This window comes from Salinicola sp. 4072, assembly GCF_036663415.1.
GTDB classification, from domain to species: Bacteria; Pseudomonadota; Gammaproteobacteria; order Pseudomonadales; family Halomonadaceae; genus Salinicola; species Salinicola salarius_A.
The window spans coordinates 112,084-128,930 of sequence record NZ_JAXOVV010000001.1 but is presented as its reverse complement, the minus strand read 5'-3'; the positions used below and the strand labels follow the sequence as shown (position 1 = coordinate 128,930).

14 protein-coding genes are annotated in these 16,847 nt (G+C 63.5%); 12 read left to right on the top strand and 2 right to left on the bottom strand.

Annotated elements, in window-relative coordinates; all coding sequences use genetic code 11:
- Nucleotides 1-64: 64 nt before the first annotated feature.
- The 4 genes from R3F72_RS00550 to rsd all read left to right on the top strand — a co-directional run bounded on the left by R3F72_RS00550 (nucleotide 65) and on the right by rsd (nucleotide 5,771).
- On the top strand, nucleotides 65-2,455 hold the full coding sequence (locus R3F72_RS00550; RefSeq protein ID WP_332778629.1) for a Tex family protein: 2,391 nt from the start codon (nucleotides 65-67) through the stop codon (nucleotides 2,453-2,455).
- Nucleotides 2,456-2,935: 480 nt separating this feature from the next.
- Nucleotides 2,936-4,504 carry a glutamate--cysteine ligase gene (gene gshA / locus R3F72_RS00545; RefSeq protein WP_332778821.1) on the top strand — a complete coding sequence of 523 codons (1,569 nt, stop codon included), beginning with the start codon at nucleotides 2,936-2,938 and terminating at the stop codon, nucleotides 4,502-4,504.
- Between the two features lie 135 nt (nucleotides 4,505-4,639).
- Nucleotides 4,640-5,194, top strand: a complete 555-nt coding sequence (locus R3F72_RS00540; protein ID WP_332778628.1) for a disulfide bond formation protein B — start codon at nucleotides 4,640-4,642, stop codon at nucleotides 5,192-5,194.
- 64 nt (nucleotides 5,195-5,258) lie between these two features.
- On the top strand, nucleotides 5,259-5,771 hold the full coding sequence (gene rsd, locus R3F72_RS00535; protein WP_332778627.1) for a sigma D regulator: 513 nt from the start codon (nucleotides 5,259-5,261) through the stop codon (nucleotides 5,769-5,771).
- 171 nt (nucleotides 5,772-5,942) lie between these two features.
- On the opposite strand, the gene R3F72_RS00530 is transcribed toward rsd, so the two are convergent.
- Nucleotides 5,943-6,599 carry an HAD family hydrolase gene (locus R3F72_RS00530; protein ID WP_087719220.1) on the bottom strand — a complete coding sequence of 219 codons (657 nt, stop codon included), beginning with the start codon at nucleotides 6,597-6,599 and terminating at the stop codon, nucleotides 5,943-5,945.
- 293 nt (nucleotides 6,600-6,892) lie between these two features.
- On the opposite strand from R3F72_RS00530, the gene R3F72_RS00525 reads away from it, so the two are divergent.
- Together R3F72_RS00525 and ptsP are read left to right on the top strand one after the other, a co-directional pair.
- Entirely contained in the window at nucleotides 6,893-7,393 is a 501-nt protein-coding gene (locus tag R3F72_RS00525) for an RNA pyrophosphohydrolase (protein WP_087719308.1), read from the top strand.
- A 147-nt stretch (nucleotides 7,394-7,540) separates the two neighbouring features.
- Nucleotides 7,541-9,802: a phosphoenolpyruvate--protein phosphotransferase gene (gene ptsP / locus R3F72_RS00520; protein ID WP_303854587.1), complete on the top strand. Its 2,262-nt coding sequence runs from the start codon at nucleotides 7,541-7,543 to the stop codon at nucleotides 9,800-9,802.
- Here ptsP and R3F72_RS00515 read toward each other — a convergent pair.
- Entirely contained in the window at nucleotides 9,793-10,566 is a 774-nt protein-coding gene (locus tag R3F72_RS00515) for an NRDE family protein (protein ID WP_087719222.1), read from the bottom strand. The two genes, ptsP and R3F72_RS00515, sit on opposite strands and share 10 nt — an antisense overlap.
- A gap of 264 nt (nucleotides 10,567-10,830) precedes the next feature.
- On the opposite strand from R3F72_RS00515, the gene R3F72_RS00510 reads away from it, so the two are divergent.
- The 6 genes from R3F72_RS00510 to R3F72_RS00485 all read left to right on the top strand — a co-directional run bounded on the left by R3F72_RS00510 (nucleotide 10,831) and on the right by R3F72_RS00485 (nucleotide 16,617).
- Nucleotides 10,831-11,622, top strand: coding sequence for a sulfite exporter TauE/SafE family protein (locus tag R3F72_RS00510; RefSeq protein ID WP_332778626.1), 792 nt, complete (start codon nucleotides 10,831-10,833; stop codon nucleotides 11,620-11,622).
- Nucleotides 11,623-11,825: 203 nt separating this feature from the next.
- Nucleotides 11,826-12,632, top strand: coding sequence for a prolipoprotein diacylglyceryl transferase (lgt, locus tag R3F72_RS00505; RefSeq protein WP_087719224.1), 807 nt, complete (start codon nucleotides 11,826-11,828; stop codon nucleotides 12,630-12,632).
- A gap of 113 nt (nucleotides 12,633-12,745) precedes the next feature.
- Nucleotides 12,746-13,540, top strand: a complete 795-nt coding sequence (locus tag R3F72_RS00500; protein WP_087719225.1) for a thymidylate synthase — start codon at nucleotides 12,746-12,748, stop codon at nucleotides 13,538-13,540.
- On the top strand, nucleotides 13,537-14,079 hold the full coding sequence (locus R3F72_RS00495; protein ID WP_087719226.1) for a dihydrofolate reductase: 543 nt from the start codon (nucleotides 13,537-13,539) through the stop codon (nucleotides 14,077-14,079). The genes R3F72_RS00500 and R3F72_RS00495 overlap by 4 nt, the downstream gene beginning before the upstream one ends.
- Nucleotides 14,080-14,201: 122 nt before the next feature.
- Nucleotides 14,202-15,125 (top strand): ProQ/FINO family protein, encoded by a 924-nt coding sequence (locus R3F72_RS00490; RefSeq protein ID WP_256961231.1) that lies wholly within the window; start codon nucleotides 14,202-14,204, stop codon nucleotides 15,123-15,125.
- A 409-nt stretch (nucleotides 15,126-15,534) separates the two neighbouring features.
- Entirely contained in the window at nucleotides 15,535-16,617 is a 1,083-nt protein-coding gene (locus R3F72_RS00485) for a porin (protein ID WP_087719227.1), read from the top strand.
- Nucleotides 16,618-16,847: the final 230 nt, after the last annotated feature.

Genomic DNA, 16,847 nt, shown 5'->3' with positions numbered 1-16,847 from the left:
GGAGTGTGAGCCTCCCGCGCCGGTGTGCTAACGTGGCGCGATCCTACCTATCGTGATGGTTTTCATGTCCAAGACTCAAACCGCAATCATTGCGTTGATCGCCGATGAGCTCGGCGTTCGCTCCAATCAGGTCAATGCTGCCGTCGAACTGCTGGATGGCGGCGCCACCGTCCCGTTCATCTCCCGTTACCGCAAGGAGGTCACCGGCGGTCTCGACGATGGCCAGCTGCGTGCGCTCGAAGAGCGCCTGCGCTATCTGCGCGAGATGGAAGAGCGTCGCGAGGCGATCCTGCAGGCGATCGACGAGCAGGGGCAGATGACCGATGCGCTGCGCGCCGAGCTCGAGGCAGCCACCACCAAGCAGCGGCTGGAAGATCTCTACCTGCCCTATCGCAAGAAGCGTCGGACCAAGGCGCAGATCGCCCGGGAGGCGGGGCTGGAACCGCTGGCGGACCGGCTGCTGGCCGATCCCGGCCTCGACCCGGATGGCGAAGCGGCGGCGTTCATCGATAGCGCCACCGGCGAGAGCCATGGCATCGAGGATGTCAGGAGCGCGCTGGACGGGGCCAAGCAGATCCTGATGGAGCGCTTCAGCGAAGAGGCCGAACTGGTCGGCCGGCTGCGCGAACGATTGTGGGAAGACGGGCAGCTTCGCGCCCGGGTGGTCAAGGGCAAGGAGACGGAAGGCGCCAAGTTCTCCGACTACTTCGAACATGACGAAAACCTCGCCAGAACGCCGTCGCACCGGGCGCTGGCGATGTTCCGCGGACGCAAGGAGGGCGTGCTGTCGCTCTCGCTGGCGATGGCGGGAGAAGACGAGGCGCCGATCCATCCCGCCGAGGTGGCGATCGCGCGTCACGTCGGCATCGATCTCGGCGCCGAGCAGCCCGCTTCGCGCTGGTTGACGGAGGTGGTTCGCTGGAGCTGGCGCGTCAAGCTCTACACCCACCTCGAAACCGAATTGATGGGACGGCTGCGGGAGCGGGCCGAGCAGGAGGCGATCGATGTATTCGCCGCCAACCTCAAGGACCTGCTGCTGGCGGCGCCGGCCGGACCGCGCACCACGCTGGGGCTCGACCCCGGTCAGCGCACCGGATGCAAGGTCGCCGTGGTCGATGCCACCGGCCGCTTCCTCGAGCAGGCGGTCATCTACCCGCATGCGCCGCAGAAGCGCTGGGACGAGGCGCTGGCGACGCTGGCCGATCTGGTCGAGCGCCATGAGGTGTCGCTGGTCGCGATCGGCAACGGCACGGCCAGCCGCGAGACCGACAAGCTCGCCGCCGAGCTGGTCAAGCGCGTGGCGCCGCGCCAGGTTGCCAAGGTCATGGTCAGCGAGGCCGGCGCCTCGGTCTATTCCGCATCGGAGCTGGCGGCACGGGAGTTCCCCGATCTCGATGTCTCGATTCGTGGCGCGGTCTCGATTGCCCGGCGCCTGCAGGATCCGCAGGCCGAGCTGGTCAAGATCGATCCCAAGTCGATCGGCGTCGGCCAGTATCAGCACGATGTCTCCCAGGTCAATCTGTCCCGCAGTCTCGAGGCGGTGATCGAAGATTGCGTCAATGCCGTGGGCGTGGATCTCAACACCGCCTCCGGCGCGCTGCTTTCGCGGGTTTCGGGGCTGAGCAAGATGCTCGCCGACAACATCGTCGCGCGGCGCGACCGGGAAGGGCCGTTTCGTACCCGCCAGGAGCTGCTGAGCGTCGACCGGCTGGGGCCCAAGACCTTCGAGCAGTGCGCCGGGTTCCTGCGCATCATGGGCGGTGACAATCCGCTCGACGCCAGTGCCGTGCACCCGGAAGCCTATCCGCTGGTGGCGCGCATCGCCGAGCGCAACGGTCGCGAGCTGGGCGGCCTGATCGGCGACAGTCGCTATCTCAAGTCGCTCAAGCCCTCGGACTATCTACAAGATGCACTAGCAGTCGATGACGCGTTCGGGGTGCCGACGGTGATCGATATCCTGGCGGAACTCGACAAGCCAGGCCGCGACCCGCGTCCCGAATTCAAGGCGGCGACGTTCCGCGAAGGGGTCGAGAAGATCAGCGATCTCGAGCCCGACATGCTGCTGGAAGGGGTCGTCACCAACGTGACCCACTTCGGCGCGTTCGTCGATATCGGCGTGCATCAGGATGGGCTGGTGCATATTTCCGCGCTGGCCGACAAGTTCGTCGACGATCCGCGCCAGGTGGTGAAGGCCGGCGACATCGTCAAGGTCAAGGTGATGGAGGTCGACGTGGCGCGCCAGCGCATCGGCTTGACGATGCGACTCGGTGACACGTCCGGTGAGAAAACGTCTCCGGGCGAGCGTCGCGCCGGTGGCGGCAAGTCTCGCCGTGGCGACGCAGACGCAGGGCGAGGGCGGCAGCCCCGTCAGGGCGGCGGTGATCGTCAATCCGCGCAGCCCGGCGGTGCGATGGCGGAGGCGCTGCTCAAGGCGCAGCGACGCGGTTCGCATTGAGGCTTCGGCAGGCGCTGGCGATCCGGTAAAAAGTCGCTAGGGTCTGTTGCCGTTTCATGAACGGCCGCGCCGGAGCCAGTTTTTGTGCGGGGCAAGGCGTGAGGAGCGTAATTTGGTTGTTCCAAATGAACGACGAATAACGCAGCACCGTGCAAAAACTGGCCCGGCCCTTCGGGTTGCGCGGCAAATGGCGCCATGCGGCGTTGCGGGATTGGAAAAGGGAACCACCCTTCTCTGCATCCCGTGCCTGGCCTGGCACCATTTGACGCAGCAACGCGGTTCGCGCTGAAACGGCAACAGACCCTAGCCTTGAAAGCGCTATCGCCGGCTCCATAATGAGGTTTTGCTCGAGGCGGACCGAAACGGGAACGATCTCCTTTCGGCCTCGTCAACGCACGGACAAACGGGGGAGCGGCGCTCCTCCAACGAGATAAGGTGTTGAGCGTGTCTGATCAACTCGCCACGAACGTCGGCCACTTGATGGCGCCGGCCCAAAAGGGATTGCTTGGTCGTCTACGGCGGGGCATCGAAAAGGAAGGTCTGCGAGTCGACGCGGAGGGTTCCATCGTCCAGACCGCTCATCCGCACGGGCTCGGTTCCAAGCTGACTCATCCGCATATCACGACCGATTACTCCGAGGCTCTGCTCGAGTACATCACTCCGGTCTATTGCCGTCCCGCCGATGCGCTCTCGTTTCTCGGCGACCTGGTGCGTTTCACCTATCGCCAGCTCGACGGCGAGTGGATCTGGCCGGCCAGCATGCCGGCTCGACTCCAGGGCAACGACAGCATTCCGATCGCCGACTACGGCACCTCCAACGTCGGCACCATGAAGCATGTGTATCGCAAGGGGCTGGACGCGCGCTACGGTCGCATCATGCAGTCGATCGCCGGTATCCACTACAACGTGTCGCTGCCGGACGATATCTGGCCGCTGCTGCAGAAACTGGAAGGCCGCCAGGACGAGTCGTTGCAGGGCTACCGTTCGACCCGCTACTTCGACCTGATCCGCAACTTCCGGCGCAACAGCTGGCTGTTGCTCTATCTGTTCGGCGCCTCGCCGGCACTGGACCGGAGCTTCCTGGGCGAGGGCGGCGACGATCGCAGCGACAAGCTCCAGCCGCTGGGCGAGAGAACGCTCCATGCGCCCTACGCGACCAGCCTGCGCATGTCGGATCTCGGCTACCAGAACAAGGTGCAGGAGCAGTTGAAGATCTGTTTCAACTCGCTTTCCAACTACGTGGGCACGCTGCGCCATGCCATCTCCGCCGAATGGCCGGACTACCGCCGGATCGGCGTGGAGGTCGACGGTGACTGGCGCCAGCTGAACGCCAACATCCTGCAGATCGAAAACGAGTACTACAGCGACATTCGCCCCAAGCGCGTGGCACGGCACGACGAGACGCCGACCCAGGCCCTGGAAGCGCGTGGCGTCGAGTATATCGAGGTGCGCTGCCTCGACCTGAACCCGTTCCTGCCGCTGGGGATCGACGAGCCGCAGATGCGCTTCCTGGATACCTTCCTGCTCTGGTGCCTGCTCTCCGAAAGCCCCTGGATTCCGGACGAGGAGTGCGATCGCCTGGACGACAACCGGCGCCTGGTGGTCGAGAGGGGGCGCGACCCGAACCTGGAACTGCAGATCGGCGACCGTCGCGTGCCGCTGCGCACCCGCGGGCACGAGATCATCGATGGCATGCGCCAGGTCGCCGAGCTGCTGGATGCCATCGAGGGTGATGATCTCCATGTCGCCGCGATCAATGCCATCGCCCCGCGTCTGGACGATCCGGAACTGACGCCCTCCGCGCAGATGCTGCGCGCCATGGAGGCGCATGGCGGCGAGTGGGCGGATCTGATTACCGATCTCGCCAAGGCGCAAGCGGAGCAGTGGCGTTCGACGCCGATGGATGAATCCCGCGCCGAGCTGTTTTCCCAACTGGTCGAAACCTCGCATCAGCAGCAGCACGATATCGAGGCCGAGGATCAGGTTTCCTTCGCGCAGTTCATTGCCGATTATTTCCAGCGGGCGAGGGAACCTCGCTCGGCCGCATGAGTCAGTGAACCCGTAAGTTCAGTGAACCCGTAAGTCATGAATTCATGGCGATCGACGAAAGTCCTCGGAACCGGCTGTCGTCGAGGATGAAAAACCGCCGGCGCAATCGTGTTCCGGCTTGCAGTGGGAAGGAACATGCAAATCAAGCGTTGGATAGCGCAGGCAAGCGTTCGTCAGTGGTGCGTGCTGGGTCTGGTGATGTGCTGCTTCATGATGGCCGTCGCCCTTTATCTGCAGTATGGCGTCGGTCTCGAGCCCTGCCCGCTGTGCATCTTTCAGCGCGTCGCCGTGATATCCGCGGGGATCGTCTTCCTGATCGGCGCCATTCACAATCCCAGGCATTGGGGCGGGATCGTCTATGCTGTGCTGTCATTGCTCGCGGTGCTGGGCGGAATCGGCGTGGCGGGGCGGCACGTCTGGCTGCAGACCCTGCCGCCGGACAGCGTGCCCAGCTGCGGCCCTGGCCTGGATTACATGATGGACATGTTGCCGTTGTGGGACGTCATGTCCCGGGTGCTGCATGGTTCCGGCGAATGCGCGGCGGTCGAGGGGGCCCTGTGGGGCGTGACGTTGCCGCAGTGGACATTGGCCGGATTCGTCGTCCTGGGCATCATTCCGGTGATGATGATCGTATCTCGAGTGCGCTACAGTGGTAGGACGGTTCGCGAGCCGGCGGGGCAGGTTTCCTGAAGCAGGCTGCCATGTCTCCTGGAACACGCGATGAGGGAGAGAGGCGACGGGGGAGAGGCTGATCATGCTGGAAGATTGCAAGACCGCTCAGGAGCGCTGGGGTGGCGTTCATGCCTTGATCGATCGATGGCTGGAGCAGCGCTACGACATGCTCGTGACGCTGGTCGACCTGCGTGAATTCTGCGATGCCGACCTCTCGGCGGTGTCCAAGACGCGCATCGATACCTTCAGTGAAGCCTTGATGGATTACATCAGCGCCGGGCATTTCGAGATCTACCCGCAGTTGCGAGAAGAGGCCAGAGCCTTCGAGGATCGCGAAGCGCTGGCGGTGGCCGACGAGCTGCTGGCGCGGGTCGATGCCTCGACGCAGCTGGTACTCGATTTCGATAACGAATACGCCACGCCGTCGCGTTGTCAGCGCTACACCGACCGTCTCCCCGGCTGGCTGGAGAAGCTCGGTGGAAGCATGACGGAGCGATTCGATCTCGAGGATCAGTTGATCGGTCGTCTGCATGCGGCGCACGCGCCTGTCGACGCGGCTCGGGCGCCAGGTGACCGGTCCGTGCGGACGGAGTGACCCTCGGCCGCAAGCCGGCCGTCTTGCCGTTATCGAACTGTGGAAGCCCCGGCCTTGGTCGGGGCTTCTCGGTTTACGCCTTGCCTATAACTTGTCTGCATCATGTCTAGGCCTTTCCGCCGAACCACCGGCTCAGTCCGGCGAGCCACCCGCTCAGGATGGCGCCGATGGCTATCTCAGCGAAAGCACGCGCCAGTTTCGCTCGTTGGCCAGCGCTCTGAGCGCGTCGTCCGGGTCGACCGCCACGGGCGTGGCCACTTCCTCGAGCAGGTAGCGATCGTTGATCGAATCGCTGTAGAACCAGGCGTCGTCCAGCGTCAGGGCGGGTTGATCTTCCAGCCATTGCCGGATCCGCGTGACCTTGCCTTCGCGGTAGCTGGGAACCCCTTCGACGCGACCGGTATAGCGCCCGTTCTCGCGCTCTGGCTCGATGGCGATGAGATCGTCGACCCCCAGACGCTGGGCGATAGGGCCCGTGATGAAGCGATTGGTGGCGGTGACGATCAGCAGAAAATCCCCGCGCTGACGATGCCAGGCCAGCAATTCTTCGCCCTGCGGCAGGATGTGGGGTTCGATCTTGCAGGCCATGAACTGTTGATGCCAGGCGTTGAGTTGCTCTTCGCTATGCTCGCTCAACGGTTTCAGCGCCATCGACAGATACGCCATGATGTCCAGCTGGCCGGCTTGATAGTCCCGCAGGTATTGATCGTTGGCGCGACGATAGGCGTCGCCATCCACGGCGCCTTGCTCCACCAGAAATTCGCCCCAGGCATGGTCGCTGTCACAGCTCAGCAGGGTGTTGTCGAGATCGAAGATGGCCAGGCTCAAGGTTGGCTCCCGTTTGCGTACCGCATGTTTTGTGGATCAAGTTGTCGATCAGGAATCTTGTCGCTCGGAGGCATGAGCCCGAGCGCTCGGCAGTATCGCAAACTCCCGCGGATTTGCCCACGCCGGTCGCGCTCGGCTGTCGGCACCGGTCGATCAAGTCTTCGTCACCAACGGTGACAGGATAAGAATCCTTCTTTTCAAGGTTTTATGGCGGGTTGGCTTAAGGCGTATTGATGCCCTTTCTCGCTTTGTGGAAGAATGATGTCAACGACGATTGAGCTAAGGTGAACGCTGTGATAGACGCCGATGGCTTTCGGCCGAACGTTGGCATCATCATTGCCAACTGTGACGGCCAGCTGCTTTGGGCGCGTCGGGCGGGTCAGGAGGCGTGGCAATTTCCGCAGGGAGGTATCAAGGCTTGCGAAACACCGCATCAGGCACTCTTCCGGGAACTCGAGGAGGAGATCGGGTTGACCTCGAGGGATGTCGATGTGGTGGCCTGTACGCGAGGATGGCTGCGTTACCGTCTCCCCCGACGCATGGTCCGAACGCACTCGAAACCAATCTGTATTGGTCAGAAACAGAAGTGGTTTTTACTGAAGATTCGCTGTCACGACAGTCGGGTTTGTGTCGATAGCACGCCCAAACCGGAATTCGATGGCTGGCGATGGGTAAGTTACTGGTATCCTCTGGGCCAGGTCGTCTCGTTCAAGCGCGAGGTATACCGGCGCGCGCTACGAGAGCTGGCGCCCGAGTTTCATCGACTGTCACTGGAGGAAATGGCCAGGCTTTAGGGCAAGGCCGCCAACAGATCCATGGGTGCCCGGCGTGCCCCTGATATCGGCTTTCGAGGCGCCTGCTTTCGAAGCTCTTATCAGGGGGCCGGCAATGCCCGTCCCGATGCCACGACGAGGATCACCTCGCCCACAAGAAAAAGGCTCATGCTCGATACCCTTCGCCGCATCGTTCAGGAAGTCAACGGCGCCCGTAGCCTGGATGCCGCGCTGGCCACCATGGTGCGCCGCATCCGCAAGGCGATGCGCACCGATGTCTGTTCCATCTATCTTTTCGACCGCGAGCGCGATCGTCTGGTGCTGATGGACACCATCGGTTTGCGTACCCAGGCCGTGGGTATCGTGACGTTGCGTCTGGGCGAGGGCCTGGTCGGCCTGGTCGGCCAGCGGGAGGAGCCGCTGAATCTCGAGGATGCGCCGGGTCATCCGCAGTTTCGGTATTTTGCCGAGACTGGGGAGGAACGCTTTTCGAGCTTCCTTGGCGTGCCCATCATCCACCAGCGCCGAATGCTGGGGGTGCTGGTGGTTCAGCAGCAGGAAAAACGCCGCTTCGACGAAGGTGACGAGGCCTTTCTGGTCACTATGGCGGCGCAGCTGGCCGGTGTGCTGGCCCACGCGCTGGTGTCGGGCACGCTCAACCGCCCCACCGAGCCTGACGGGCAGGCGATGTTTTCCGGCGTGGCGGCATCGCCGGGGATGGCGATCGGCGAGATCGTGGTGATCGCGCCGCCGGCGGACCTGGACAGCGTTCCCGATCTGATACCCACCGATCCGGATGCCGAGGTGGTGCGCCTGCATGCGGCGCTCGCCCACGTTCGCGAGGATATTCGCAAGGCGGGCGCGCGTCTTGCCAGCCGTATCTCCACCCAGGAACTGGCGCTTTTCGATGTCTACCAGCAGATGCTGGGCGATGCCGCGCTGGGCAACGAGGTCGAAAAGCGGATTCGCGAAGGGCAGTGGGCACCGGGGGCGCTTGCCGATGTGGTGCGCCGCCATACCCAATACCTGGAGCGCGTCGACGACGGCTATCTCCGCGAGCGCGCAACGGATATTCGCGATCTGGGCCGCCGAGTGCTGGCGCACCTCCAGGAAGGCAACGAAATGACGCCTTCTACGTACCCGGACAATACCATCCTGGTGGGTGACGAGATCAGTGCGGCAACGCTGGGCGAACTGCCCAGGGGGCGTCTGGCCGCGCTGGTGTCGATCCGGGGTTCCAGCAACTCGCATGTCGCGATCCTGGCGCGGGCCATGGGTATCCCGACGGTGCTGGGCATGGTCGATCTGCCGTTGCCTCGGATCAACGGGGCCAAGGCGATTCTCGACGGCCACCGGGGGCGCTTGTTCGTGCGCCCCGAGCCTCAGCTGGCCAAGCGCTACGAGCGCTTGATCAAGGAGGAACGGGCGCTGGCGGAAGTGCTGGAGCACGAACAGCATCTGCCCAGCGAAACCTCCGATGGTCACCGGATGCCGCTGATGGTCAATACCGGGTTGGCGGTCGATATGGTGGCGCAGCTCAAGCCGCGTGTCAGCGGTGTCGGCCTCTATCGCACGGAAGTGCCGTTCATGATGAACGAACGCTTCCCCAGCGAGCAGGAGCAGACGCGGCTCTATCACGAGCAGCTTTCCAGCTTCGCGCCCCTGCCGGTGGTGATGCGTACGCTCGACATCGGCGGTGACAAGGATCTGCCTTACTTCCCCATCAACGAAGCCAACCCGTTCCTCGGCTGGCGGGGGATTCGCGTTACCCTCGATCATCCCGAAGTGCTGATGGTCCAGATGCGGGCCATGCTGATGGCCTCCCGCGAGCTGGACAACCTGCGTATCCTGTTGCCGATGATCACCAGCGTGGACGAGGTCGATACCGCGCTGCGCCTGCTGGCGCGTGCCCGGCAGGAGCTCGCCGAGGACGGCATCGAGGTGGCATCGCCCAAGGTGGGCGTGATGATCGAGGTGCCGGCGACGCTCTACCAGCTTTCGGCGCTGGCGGAGCGCGTCGACTTCTTCTCGGTGGGAAGCAACGACCTGACCCAGTACCTGCTGGCGGTCGATCGCAACAATGCGCGTGTCGCCAGTCTCTACGACGCCTGTCATCCGGCGGTGCTCAACGCGTTGGCACGGCTCGCGGAGGAGAGCCAGCGGCTCGGGGTTCCGGCTTCGGTCTGCGGCGAGCTGGCGGGCGATCCCTCCGGCGCGCTGCTGCTGATGGGCATGGGCTTCGATGCGCTGTCGATGAACGCGCCCAGCCTGCCCCGAGTGCGGGCGGCGATTCGCCGCGTCAGCATCGAGGATGCCCGATCGCTGGTGGCGGAGACGCTCTCCCTGCCCACCACGGCGGTGGTCAGAGCGCACCTGCGCCAGCGGATGACGGACTGGCAGATAGGGCACCTGCTGCCGCCTCAGGATTGATCCGGCGCGCTCGCCGCCAAGCGTGTCATCTGGCCCATCGGCTCGCCGCCGGGGCCGAATCGCCGCTCTTCCAGTGTCGTGTCTTCGGCGGTGACCGTGACCAGGGTCGTCGCCCGCGTCCCGTACGCCTGCCCCTCGATGAACGGCGGCGACAGAAAGCGCTCCCGGTCCCGGTCGATACCGGTATCCGGCAGTTCGTCGTCCGGTGCCGGGCAAACGTCACGCATGGCCGACCACATCCCGATTCGCCAGTCCGACGCGCCCAGCGACCGCCGCAAGGCGTCGCGGGCACGGACGAGCTTGGGCCAGGGCGTATCCAGCGTGGCGTTGGAGAGCCCGTGCAGGCCGGGCACCACCCGTTGCCAGCGGGTCCCGTGACGGCTGTGATGAAACGTCCAGAGCCGATCCTCCGCCATGACCAGCAGGTTGAAACCGGCGTAAGGTTCGGCGCCGCCTTCGGCCAGGCTGCTCAGCCATTCCGTCAGGTCATCGGTCTCCAGCGCCTGGCGAACGAGCTGGCCGCGACTGGGGGCGTCGGGGAGCACCGGTGCCAGACCGTCCCGAACGTTGGTCAGTGCGGCCACGCGGGAGTGCGTCGCCGCGAGCCAGGTACCGCCGCCCAGCAAGTCGCGACCGCCGATCAGTTCGGCGTCCGGCCAACTGTGCAGCGGCTCGGCCGGTCTGGCATGGAACTCGTCGCGGTTGGCGGCAAGGCGCAGCTTGACTGCAGATTCGGGTTGCCAATCGAACACGATCAGGCACATGAGCTGCCTCCTGACAGGCAAGAGAAGAGCCGGTGAGAGGGCGCTGCCATGACACGACCCCGACGGCAGCGTAACATGAGCACGCTAGCGACTCGCGCCCAACACCGCCGGTGGCTTGACGCCGAGGCGGCGACACTCGCGCCCCAGCCAACCGATGCCTCGCTCTCTACAGGATCGCTTCATGTCAGTCTTCCTCAATCCGAACGTTGTCCCGACGCTGGGCGATGTTTCGTCGTTTTCATCCGATTTTGCAAGGGGCGTCCGATGCTGACCGCCATCGCGATCTATCTGCTGGTCGGCGCCGCTGCCGGTCTGATGGCCGGCGTGTTCGGCATCGGCGGCGGCATCGTCATCGTTCCCGCGCTGGTCTTCACCTTTCTGGCGCAAGGTTTCGATCCTGCCGTGGTCGCGCATCTGGCGGTCGGAACGTCGCTGGCGACGATCGTGGTGACCGGGGCGTCCTCGGCCTGGGGCCACTGGCGCCGCGGTAGCGTGCGCCAGGACTGGCTGCGGCTGATGATACCGGGGCTCATCGTCGGCGGTATTGTCGGCGTACTGCTGGCGTCGGCCCTGCCCGGGCATGCGTTGACACGCCTGTTTGGCGTTTTCGCGGTGCTGATGGCACTGAAGATGCTGTTGACGCGCCCGCCGGCAACCCGGGGCCGGGTGCCGCGCCGCTGGCCGATGACGCTGGCCGGGACGGTGATCGGCGGCGTCTCGACCTTGTTCGGCGTCGGCGGCGGCGTCATGTCGGTGCCCTGGTTGTCGCGCTTCACCAGCCGCATGACGGAAGCGGTGGGAACCTCCTCGGCGATCGGCCTGCCGATCGCGCTGATCGGCACCGTGACCAACGTCGTCGTGGGCTGGGGCGAGATGACGCTACCCGCGGGGGCGACGGGCTACGTGATGTGGCCGGCGTTTCTCGGCCTGATGGTGACCAGCGTGCCAATGGCCCGGGTCGGGGTCAAAGTCGCTCATGCATTGCCTGCCAGGACGCTGCGACGTATCTTTGCCCTCCTGCTGATCGTGGTAGGGATCAAGCTGATGATCGGCTAAGGAAACACTGCATAAATGTCTGCGCAGGTGAATCGGCTTCGTTGCGCGGTGCTGGAGCGCCAGCCCGGTCGGAATCCTCACATATAACCCATATGCTCCGGTTCCTGCGCTCCGTGCGCCTTGCGACGGAGTGCCGCCCACTTCATCCTGCTCGCCGATTTATTCAGCGTTTCCCTTAACTCTTTCGTAGCCAAGGAGAAAGCATGCTGGCTTACCCCGAGATCGACCCGGTGGCCATTTCGTTGGGCCCGCTCAAGGTGCACTGGTACGGGCTGATGTACGTCATCGGCTTCGTGGGGGCCTGGTGGCTTGGGCGCCGACGCGCCGACCGCCTGGGGCTCAAGCCGGACGATATCGGCGACATGCTGTTCTACGGGGCGCTGGGAGTCGTGCTCGGCGGTCGTATCGGCTATGCCTTGTTCTACGGCCTGGACCGCTTGCTGGAAAACCCGCTGTGGATATTCCAGGTCTGGGACGGCGGCATGAGCTTCCACGGCGGCCTGCTGGGGGTGCTGGTGGCGGCGCTGCTGTTCGCGCGCAAGCACGGCCTGGCGTTTTTCCAGCTGACGGATTTCATCGCGCCGCTGGTGCCGATCGGACTGGGTGCCGGACGCATCGGCAATTTCATCAACCATGAACTGCCAGGCCGCGTGACCGACGTTCCCTGGGCGCTGGTCTTCCCGGGCATGGGCGGGCAGGGGCGTCATCCCTCTTCGTTGTACCAATTCTTCCTCGAAGGTGTCGTGCTGTTCGGGGTGCTCTGGATCGTCTCGCTGACGCCGCGCCGGCGCGGCTTCGTCTCGGGGCTCTTCCTGATCTGCTACGGCGCGTTTCGATTCCTGTCCGAATTCTTTCGTCGTCCGGATCCGCAGTTGGGCTTCATCGCCTTCGATTGGCTGACCATGGGCCAGTTGCTGTCGCTGCCGATGATTCTTGCCGGTATCGCGCTGATCGTCTGGTCGCGGCACAATGGGGTCGACGACGCGCGCGAGGATCGAACTGCCCGCTGAGCGGGGCGCGCCGAGCGAGCGAATGCTCCGATCTCCAGCCGTTTCGAATTTGATAAAGTGTTTCGACAGGCTCATCTCCCGCGATGGGCCTGTCACCGTAAAGGAGCGTGCCCATGCGGCCCTATCTCGACTTGATGCAGCGCGTGCTCGACAGCGGCGTTGAAAAAGCCGATCGCACCGGTGTCGGCACGCTTAGCGTGTTCGGCCACCAGATGCGTTTCGATCTGCGCGAGGGCTTCCCGCTGGTGACCACCAAGAAGCTCCACTTGCGCTCGATCATCCATGAGCTGCTCTGGTTCCTGCGGGGCGATACCAATATCGCCTACCTGCACGAGCACAACGTCACCATCTGGGACGAGTGGGCGGATGCCGATGGCGATCTTGGGCCAGTCTACGGTTACCAGTGGCGCAGCTGGCCCGCGCCCGATGGCGAGCATATCGATCAGATCGCCAAGGTGGTCGAGCAGATACGCCGTAACCCGGACTCTCGCCGCCACATCGTCTCGGCCTGGAACCCTGCCCTGGTCGACGAGATGGCGTTGCCGCCCTGTCACGCGCTGTTCCAGTTCTATGTCGCCAACGGCGAGCTATCGTGCCAGCTCTATCAGCGCAGCGCGGACATCTTCCTGGGCGTGCCGTTCAATATCGCCAGCTATGCGCTGCTGACCCACATGGTCGCCCAGGTCTGCGGGCTGAAGCCCGGCGAATTCGTGCATACGCTGGGGGATGCCCATCTCTATCTCAATCATCTCGATCAGGCCCGGTTGCAGCTCTCCCGCGAGCCATTGCCGCTGCCGAGGTTGAAGCTCAATCCGGCGGTCGATGATCTGTTCGACTTCCGCTTCGAGGACATCGCGATCGAGGGCTACGAGTCTCACCCATCCATCAAGGCCCCGATCGCCGTATGAACGATGTGAAATCACTGAAGCTGGAAACACCGGTGGCGATGATCGCGGCGATGTCGCGCAATCGCGTCATCGGCGTGGACAACCGCCTGCCCTGGTATTTGCCCGAAGACCTGAAGCGCTTCAAGTCCCTCACGCTGGGCAAGCCGCTGGTGATGGGGCGCAAGACGTTCGAGTCGATCGGCCGTGCGCTGCCGGGACGGCTCAATATCGTGATAACGCGCGATTCTCACTACCAGCGCGAGGGCATTCGGGTGTGTCACTCGCTGGACGAGGCGCTGCAACTCGCCGATCATCAGGCGTTGATCGACGGCGCGGATGAAATCATGGTGATGGGCGGAGGCGAGATCTACCGGCAGGCGCTGGCGGTTGCCGACAGGCTCCACCTCACCGAGGTGGATGTCGAGGTGGAGGGCGATGCCTTCTTCCCGGACGTCGAGCGTGACCAGTGGGAGGAAGTGGAGCGCATCCCCATGGTGTCGGAGCCGGATCGGCCGAATTATGCTTTCGTCCAATATCGCCGCACGCCTGGGTCTGGCTGAGTCGCCAAAGAAGCCATGCGCCCAAGAGAAATCATGCGCTCGAGCGGGATGGAGTGCCTGTCGTCAGGATGAGCGACGGCGTGTCCCGATGTTGACTGAGAGGACTTGAGAGGAGTTGTGCCGTGTTGACGGATCGAACACAGGCGCTCCTGGCTGCCATCGAGCACCAGGTCGAAGCGGGTCAAGCTGCTTTGGAAGCCGAGAAAGAGCGGTGCCGGGCCCTGGAGGCCGAAAACCGGGCGCTCAAGGAGCGATTGCTTGCCCTGGCGGAACTGGATCCCATGGTGGTCAAGGGACGGGATCATAACGAAGAACCGGATGGCGGAACCCGGACGCGTGGGCTGGGGAACCTGGCATTCCGGCGACCTCGGCCGAAAGAGGGCGAGGCCGCCACCCGCCCGAATCCGGGGCAACCGGTCTCTCCGCTGCAGCGCCTGACTTCGGCGCCGCCACTTGATAGTTCACCTTCCGAGACAGCGCAGCAAGAAGGGGGGCAGGTCGCGGAAGCCGTGGAGACCACTCGCGCTGAGCCTCCGGTTGACGACGCCGCCTCGCTCTCGCCCGATACGCATTTACCCACTTCACCGGATGACCCGGCGCTGGCCGGGGCAGGTCCCGAGCAGCCGCAGGATTCGCTGGCGTTTGGTGCCGAACACGAAGCGCCTTCTCCACATGCATTGCTTGCCCAGTGGTACAAGCGTTATCCCAAGACGTTCTTCAAGGGCCATACGCGGCCGCTGAAAACCGGTATCCATCTCGATCTGTGCGAGGTGGAGCCTTGGCCCGAGAAGCTGGTTCGTCGCGCCCTGGCCTGCTACGTGCATCTGCCGCGCTATCTGAAATCGGTGCGAGAGGGGGCGCGGCGTGTCGACATGGCGGGGGAGGATTGCGAGCTCGTCACGGTCGACGAGGCCAAGCACGCCAAGCGACAGCTGGAAGCCTTGCAGAAGAAACAGAAAGCGCGTGAAACGCAGCAGCGGTCGGAAAAGCTGGATCGCAAGATCGGGGCGCTACTGGCCAAGCACGGGCAACGCCCGCAGGAGTGAACCGGGAGAAGGGTGGAGTCCGGCAAACAGACCGTGTAACGAGCCGTTGAACTTTAGTCTTGATGCGACGTTGAGTCGTACGATGTCCTCCCGTTTTTACTTGCCTGGCCGTGGGGTGTCATGGGATTGTCATCGCCCGAGGCTAGGCTTCGAGCGCCCGGTATTACCGACCGACCCCTGGCATGGGATGGAAATCGGGAGTTCACGCAGGGAACGAAAACAGTGTTTTTTTCTTGTTGCGTTCCTTTAAAGCCCGGTATTCCGGGCGAGCATTGGACAATAACAAGGCTTCCAAGTTCCACAGCCGTCATTCGTTCGCGTGACGAAGCTGGTTGAAGGTGCCGAAGCCGACTGCATCTGCAGACACGATCGAACAGTAAGCTAGTTAAAGACGCTCTTAGCGACTGCTATTGCTGGTGCCCTGGGCGCCTCCGCTGCTGCCCAGGCAGCGACTGTCTACAACCAGGACGGCACGCAGCTCGACATCTACGGCAATATCCAGATGGCCTACTACAGCACCAAAGACGGTGACGGCCATTCTGAAGACGAGCTGACCGACAACGGCTCCACTGTCGGTTTCTCCGGCCAGCACATCATCAACCCGGGTCTGACCGGCTACTTCAAGGCCGAGTTCGAGCACAATGCCGATGAAGAGAAAATCAACGGCGGCATCAACTCCGGTGACCAGGCTTACCTGGGTCTGAAAGGCAACTTCGGTGACTTCCGTGTCGGTTCCTGGGATACGCTGATCGACGACTGGGTCCAGGATCCGATCGCCAATAACGAATCCTTCGACACATCTGATTCCACTACTGCTCTGATGGGCGGCAATGACATCAACGATGACCGCGAAGGCGACAAGCTGCAGTACATGTCTCCGGTGCTGGGCGGGTTCCAGTTCGCCGTTGGTAGCCAGTTCAAGGGTGACGCGCAGAGCACCTTCGACGGCGCGGCCTATGATTCCGAATATGAAGTCGATCGCGACAACAATGCCTCCTTCTTCGGCGGTGTGAAGTATGCCGTCGGCGCCTTCTCCGTGGCAGCTGTCTACGACAACTTGGGTACCTACGAAGGCACCATCGAGTCTGCGGATGCTGACGCGGGCGTCGGCGTGGGTGACAGCTTCGATCCGGGCGATGCGTATGGCCTGACCGCGCAGTACACCATCGACACGCTGCGCCTGGCCGCCAAGGCCGAGCGTCTGGATGGCGACGATGACGACAGCGACGTCGACTTCTACGCGCTGGGTGCACGCTGGGGCTACGGCTACGGCGATCTGTACGGCTCCTACCAGTATGTTGATGCCGAAAGCGACTCCGGTTATGCCACCACGTATGGCGATGGCGACGGCGACCAGTCCTTCAACGAAGTCGTGGCTGGTGTCACCTACAACATCTCTCCGGCCATGTACACCTTCGTCGAGGGTGTGGTTCGTGACCGTGAAGACGACCAGGGTGATGGCGTTTCCTTCGGTGCTGTCTACAGCTTCTAAGCTGAATCCGATTCGAGTGGCTGTTTGAGCCACTCTATCGAACGAAGCCGGCCTCAGGGCCGGCTTTTTCGTGGGTGAAAGATTGTCCGTTGACGTTTCGGCACTTGCCGTCGCGGCTCGGCCGCTTTTTAATCGGTTCTTGCCCCTTGCCCCTTGCCCCTTGCCCCTTGCCCCTTGCCCCTTGCCCCTTGCCCCTTGCCCCTTGCCCCTTGCCCCTTGCCTCTCCGTTC

Coding starts and splice junctions, on each gene's coding strand:
- R3F72_RS00550 (WP_332778629.1), top strand. CDS start 65: ATGTCCAAGACTCAAACCGCAATCATTGCGTTGATCGCCGATGAGCTC.
- gshA (WP_332778821.1), top strand. CDS start 2,936: ATGGCGCCGGCCCAAAAGGGATTGCTTGGTCGTCTACGGCGGGGCATC.
- R3F72_RS00540 (WP_332778628.1), top strand. CDS start 4,640: ATGCAAATCAAGCGTTGGATAGCGCAGGCAAGCGTTCGTCAGTGGTGC.
- rsd (WP_332778627.1), top strand. CDS start 5,259: ATGCTGGAAGATTGCAAGACCGCTCAGGAGCGCTGGGGTGGCGTTCAT.
- ptsP (WP_303854587.1), top strand. CDS start 7,541: ATGCTCGATACCCTTCGCCGCATCGTTCAGGAAGTCAACGGCGCCCGT.
- R3F72_RS00515 (WP_087719222.1), bottom strand. CDS start 10,566: ATGTGCCTGATCGTGTTCGATTGGCAACCCGAATCTGCAGTCAAGCTG.
- R3F72_RS00510 (WP_332778626.1), top strand. CDS start 10,831: ATGCTGACCGCCATCGCGATCTATCTGCTGGTCGGCGCCGCTGCCGGT.
- lgt (WP_087719224.1), top strand. CDS start 11,826: ATGCTGGCTTACCCCGAGATCGACCCGGTGGCCATTTCGTTGGGCCCG.
- R3F72_RS00500 (WP_087719225.1), top strand. CDS start 12,746: ATGCGGCCCTATCTCGACTTGATGCAGCGCGTGCTCGACAGCGGCGTT.
- R3F72_RS00495 (WP_087719226.1), top strand. CDS start 13,537: ATGAACGATGTGAAATCACTGAAGCTGGAAACACCGGTGGCGATGATC.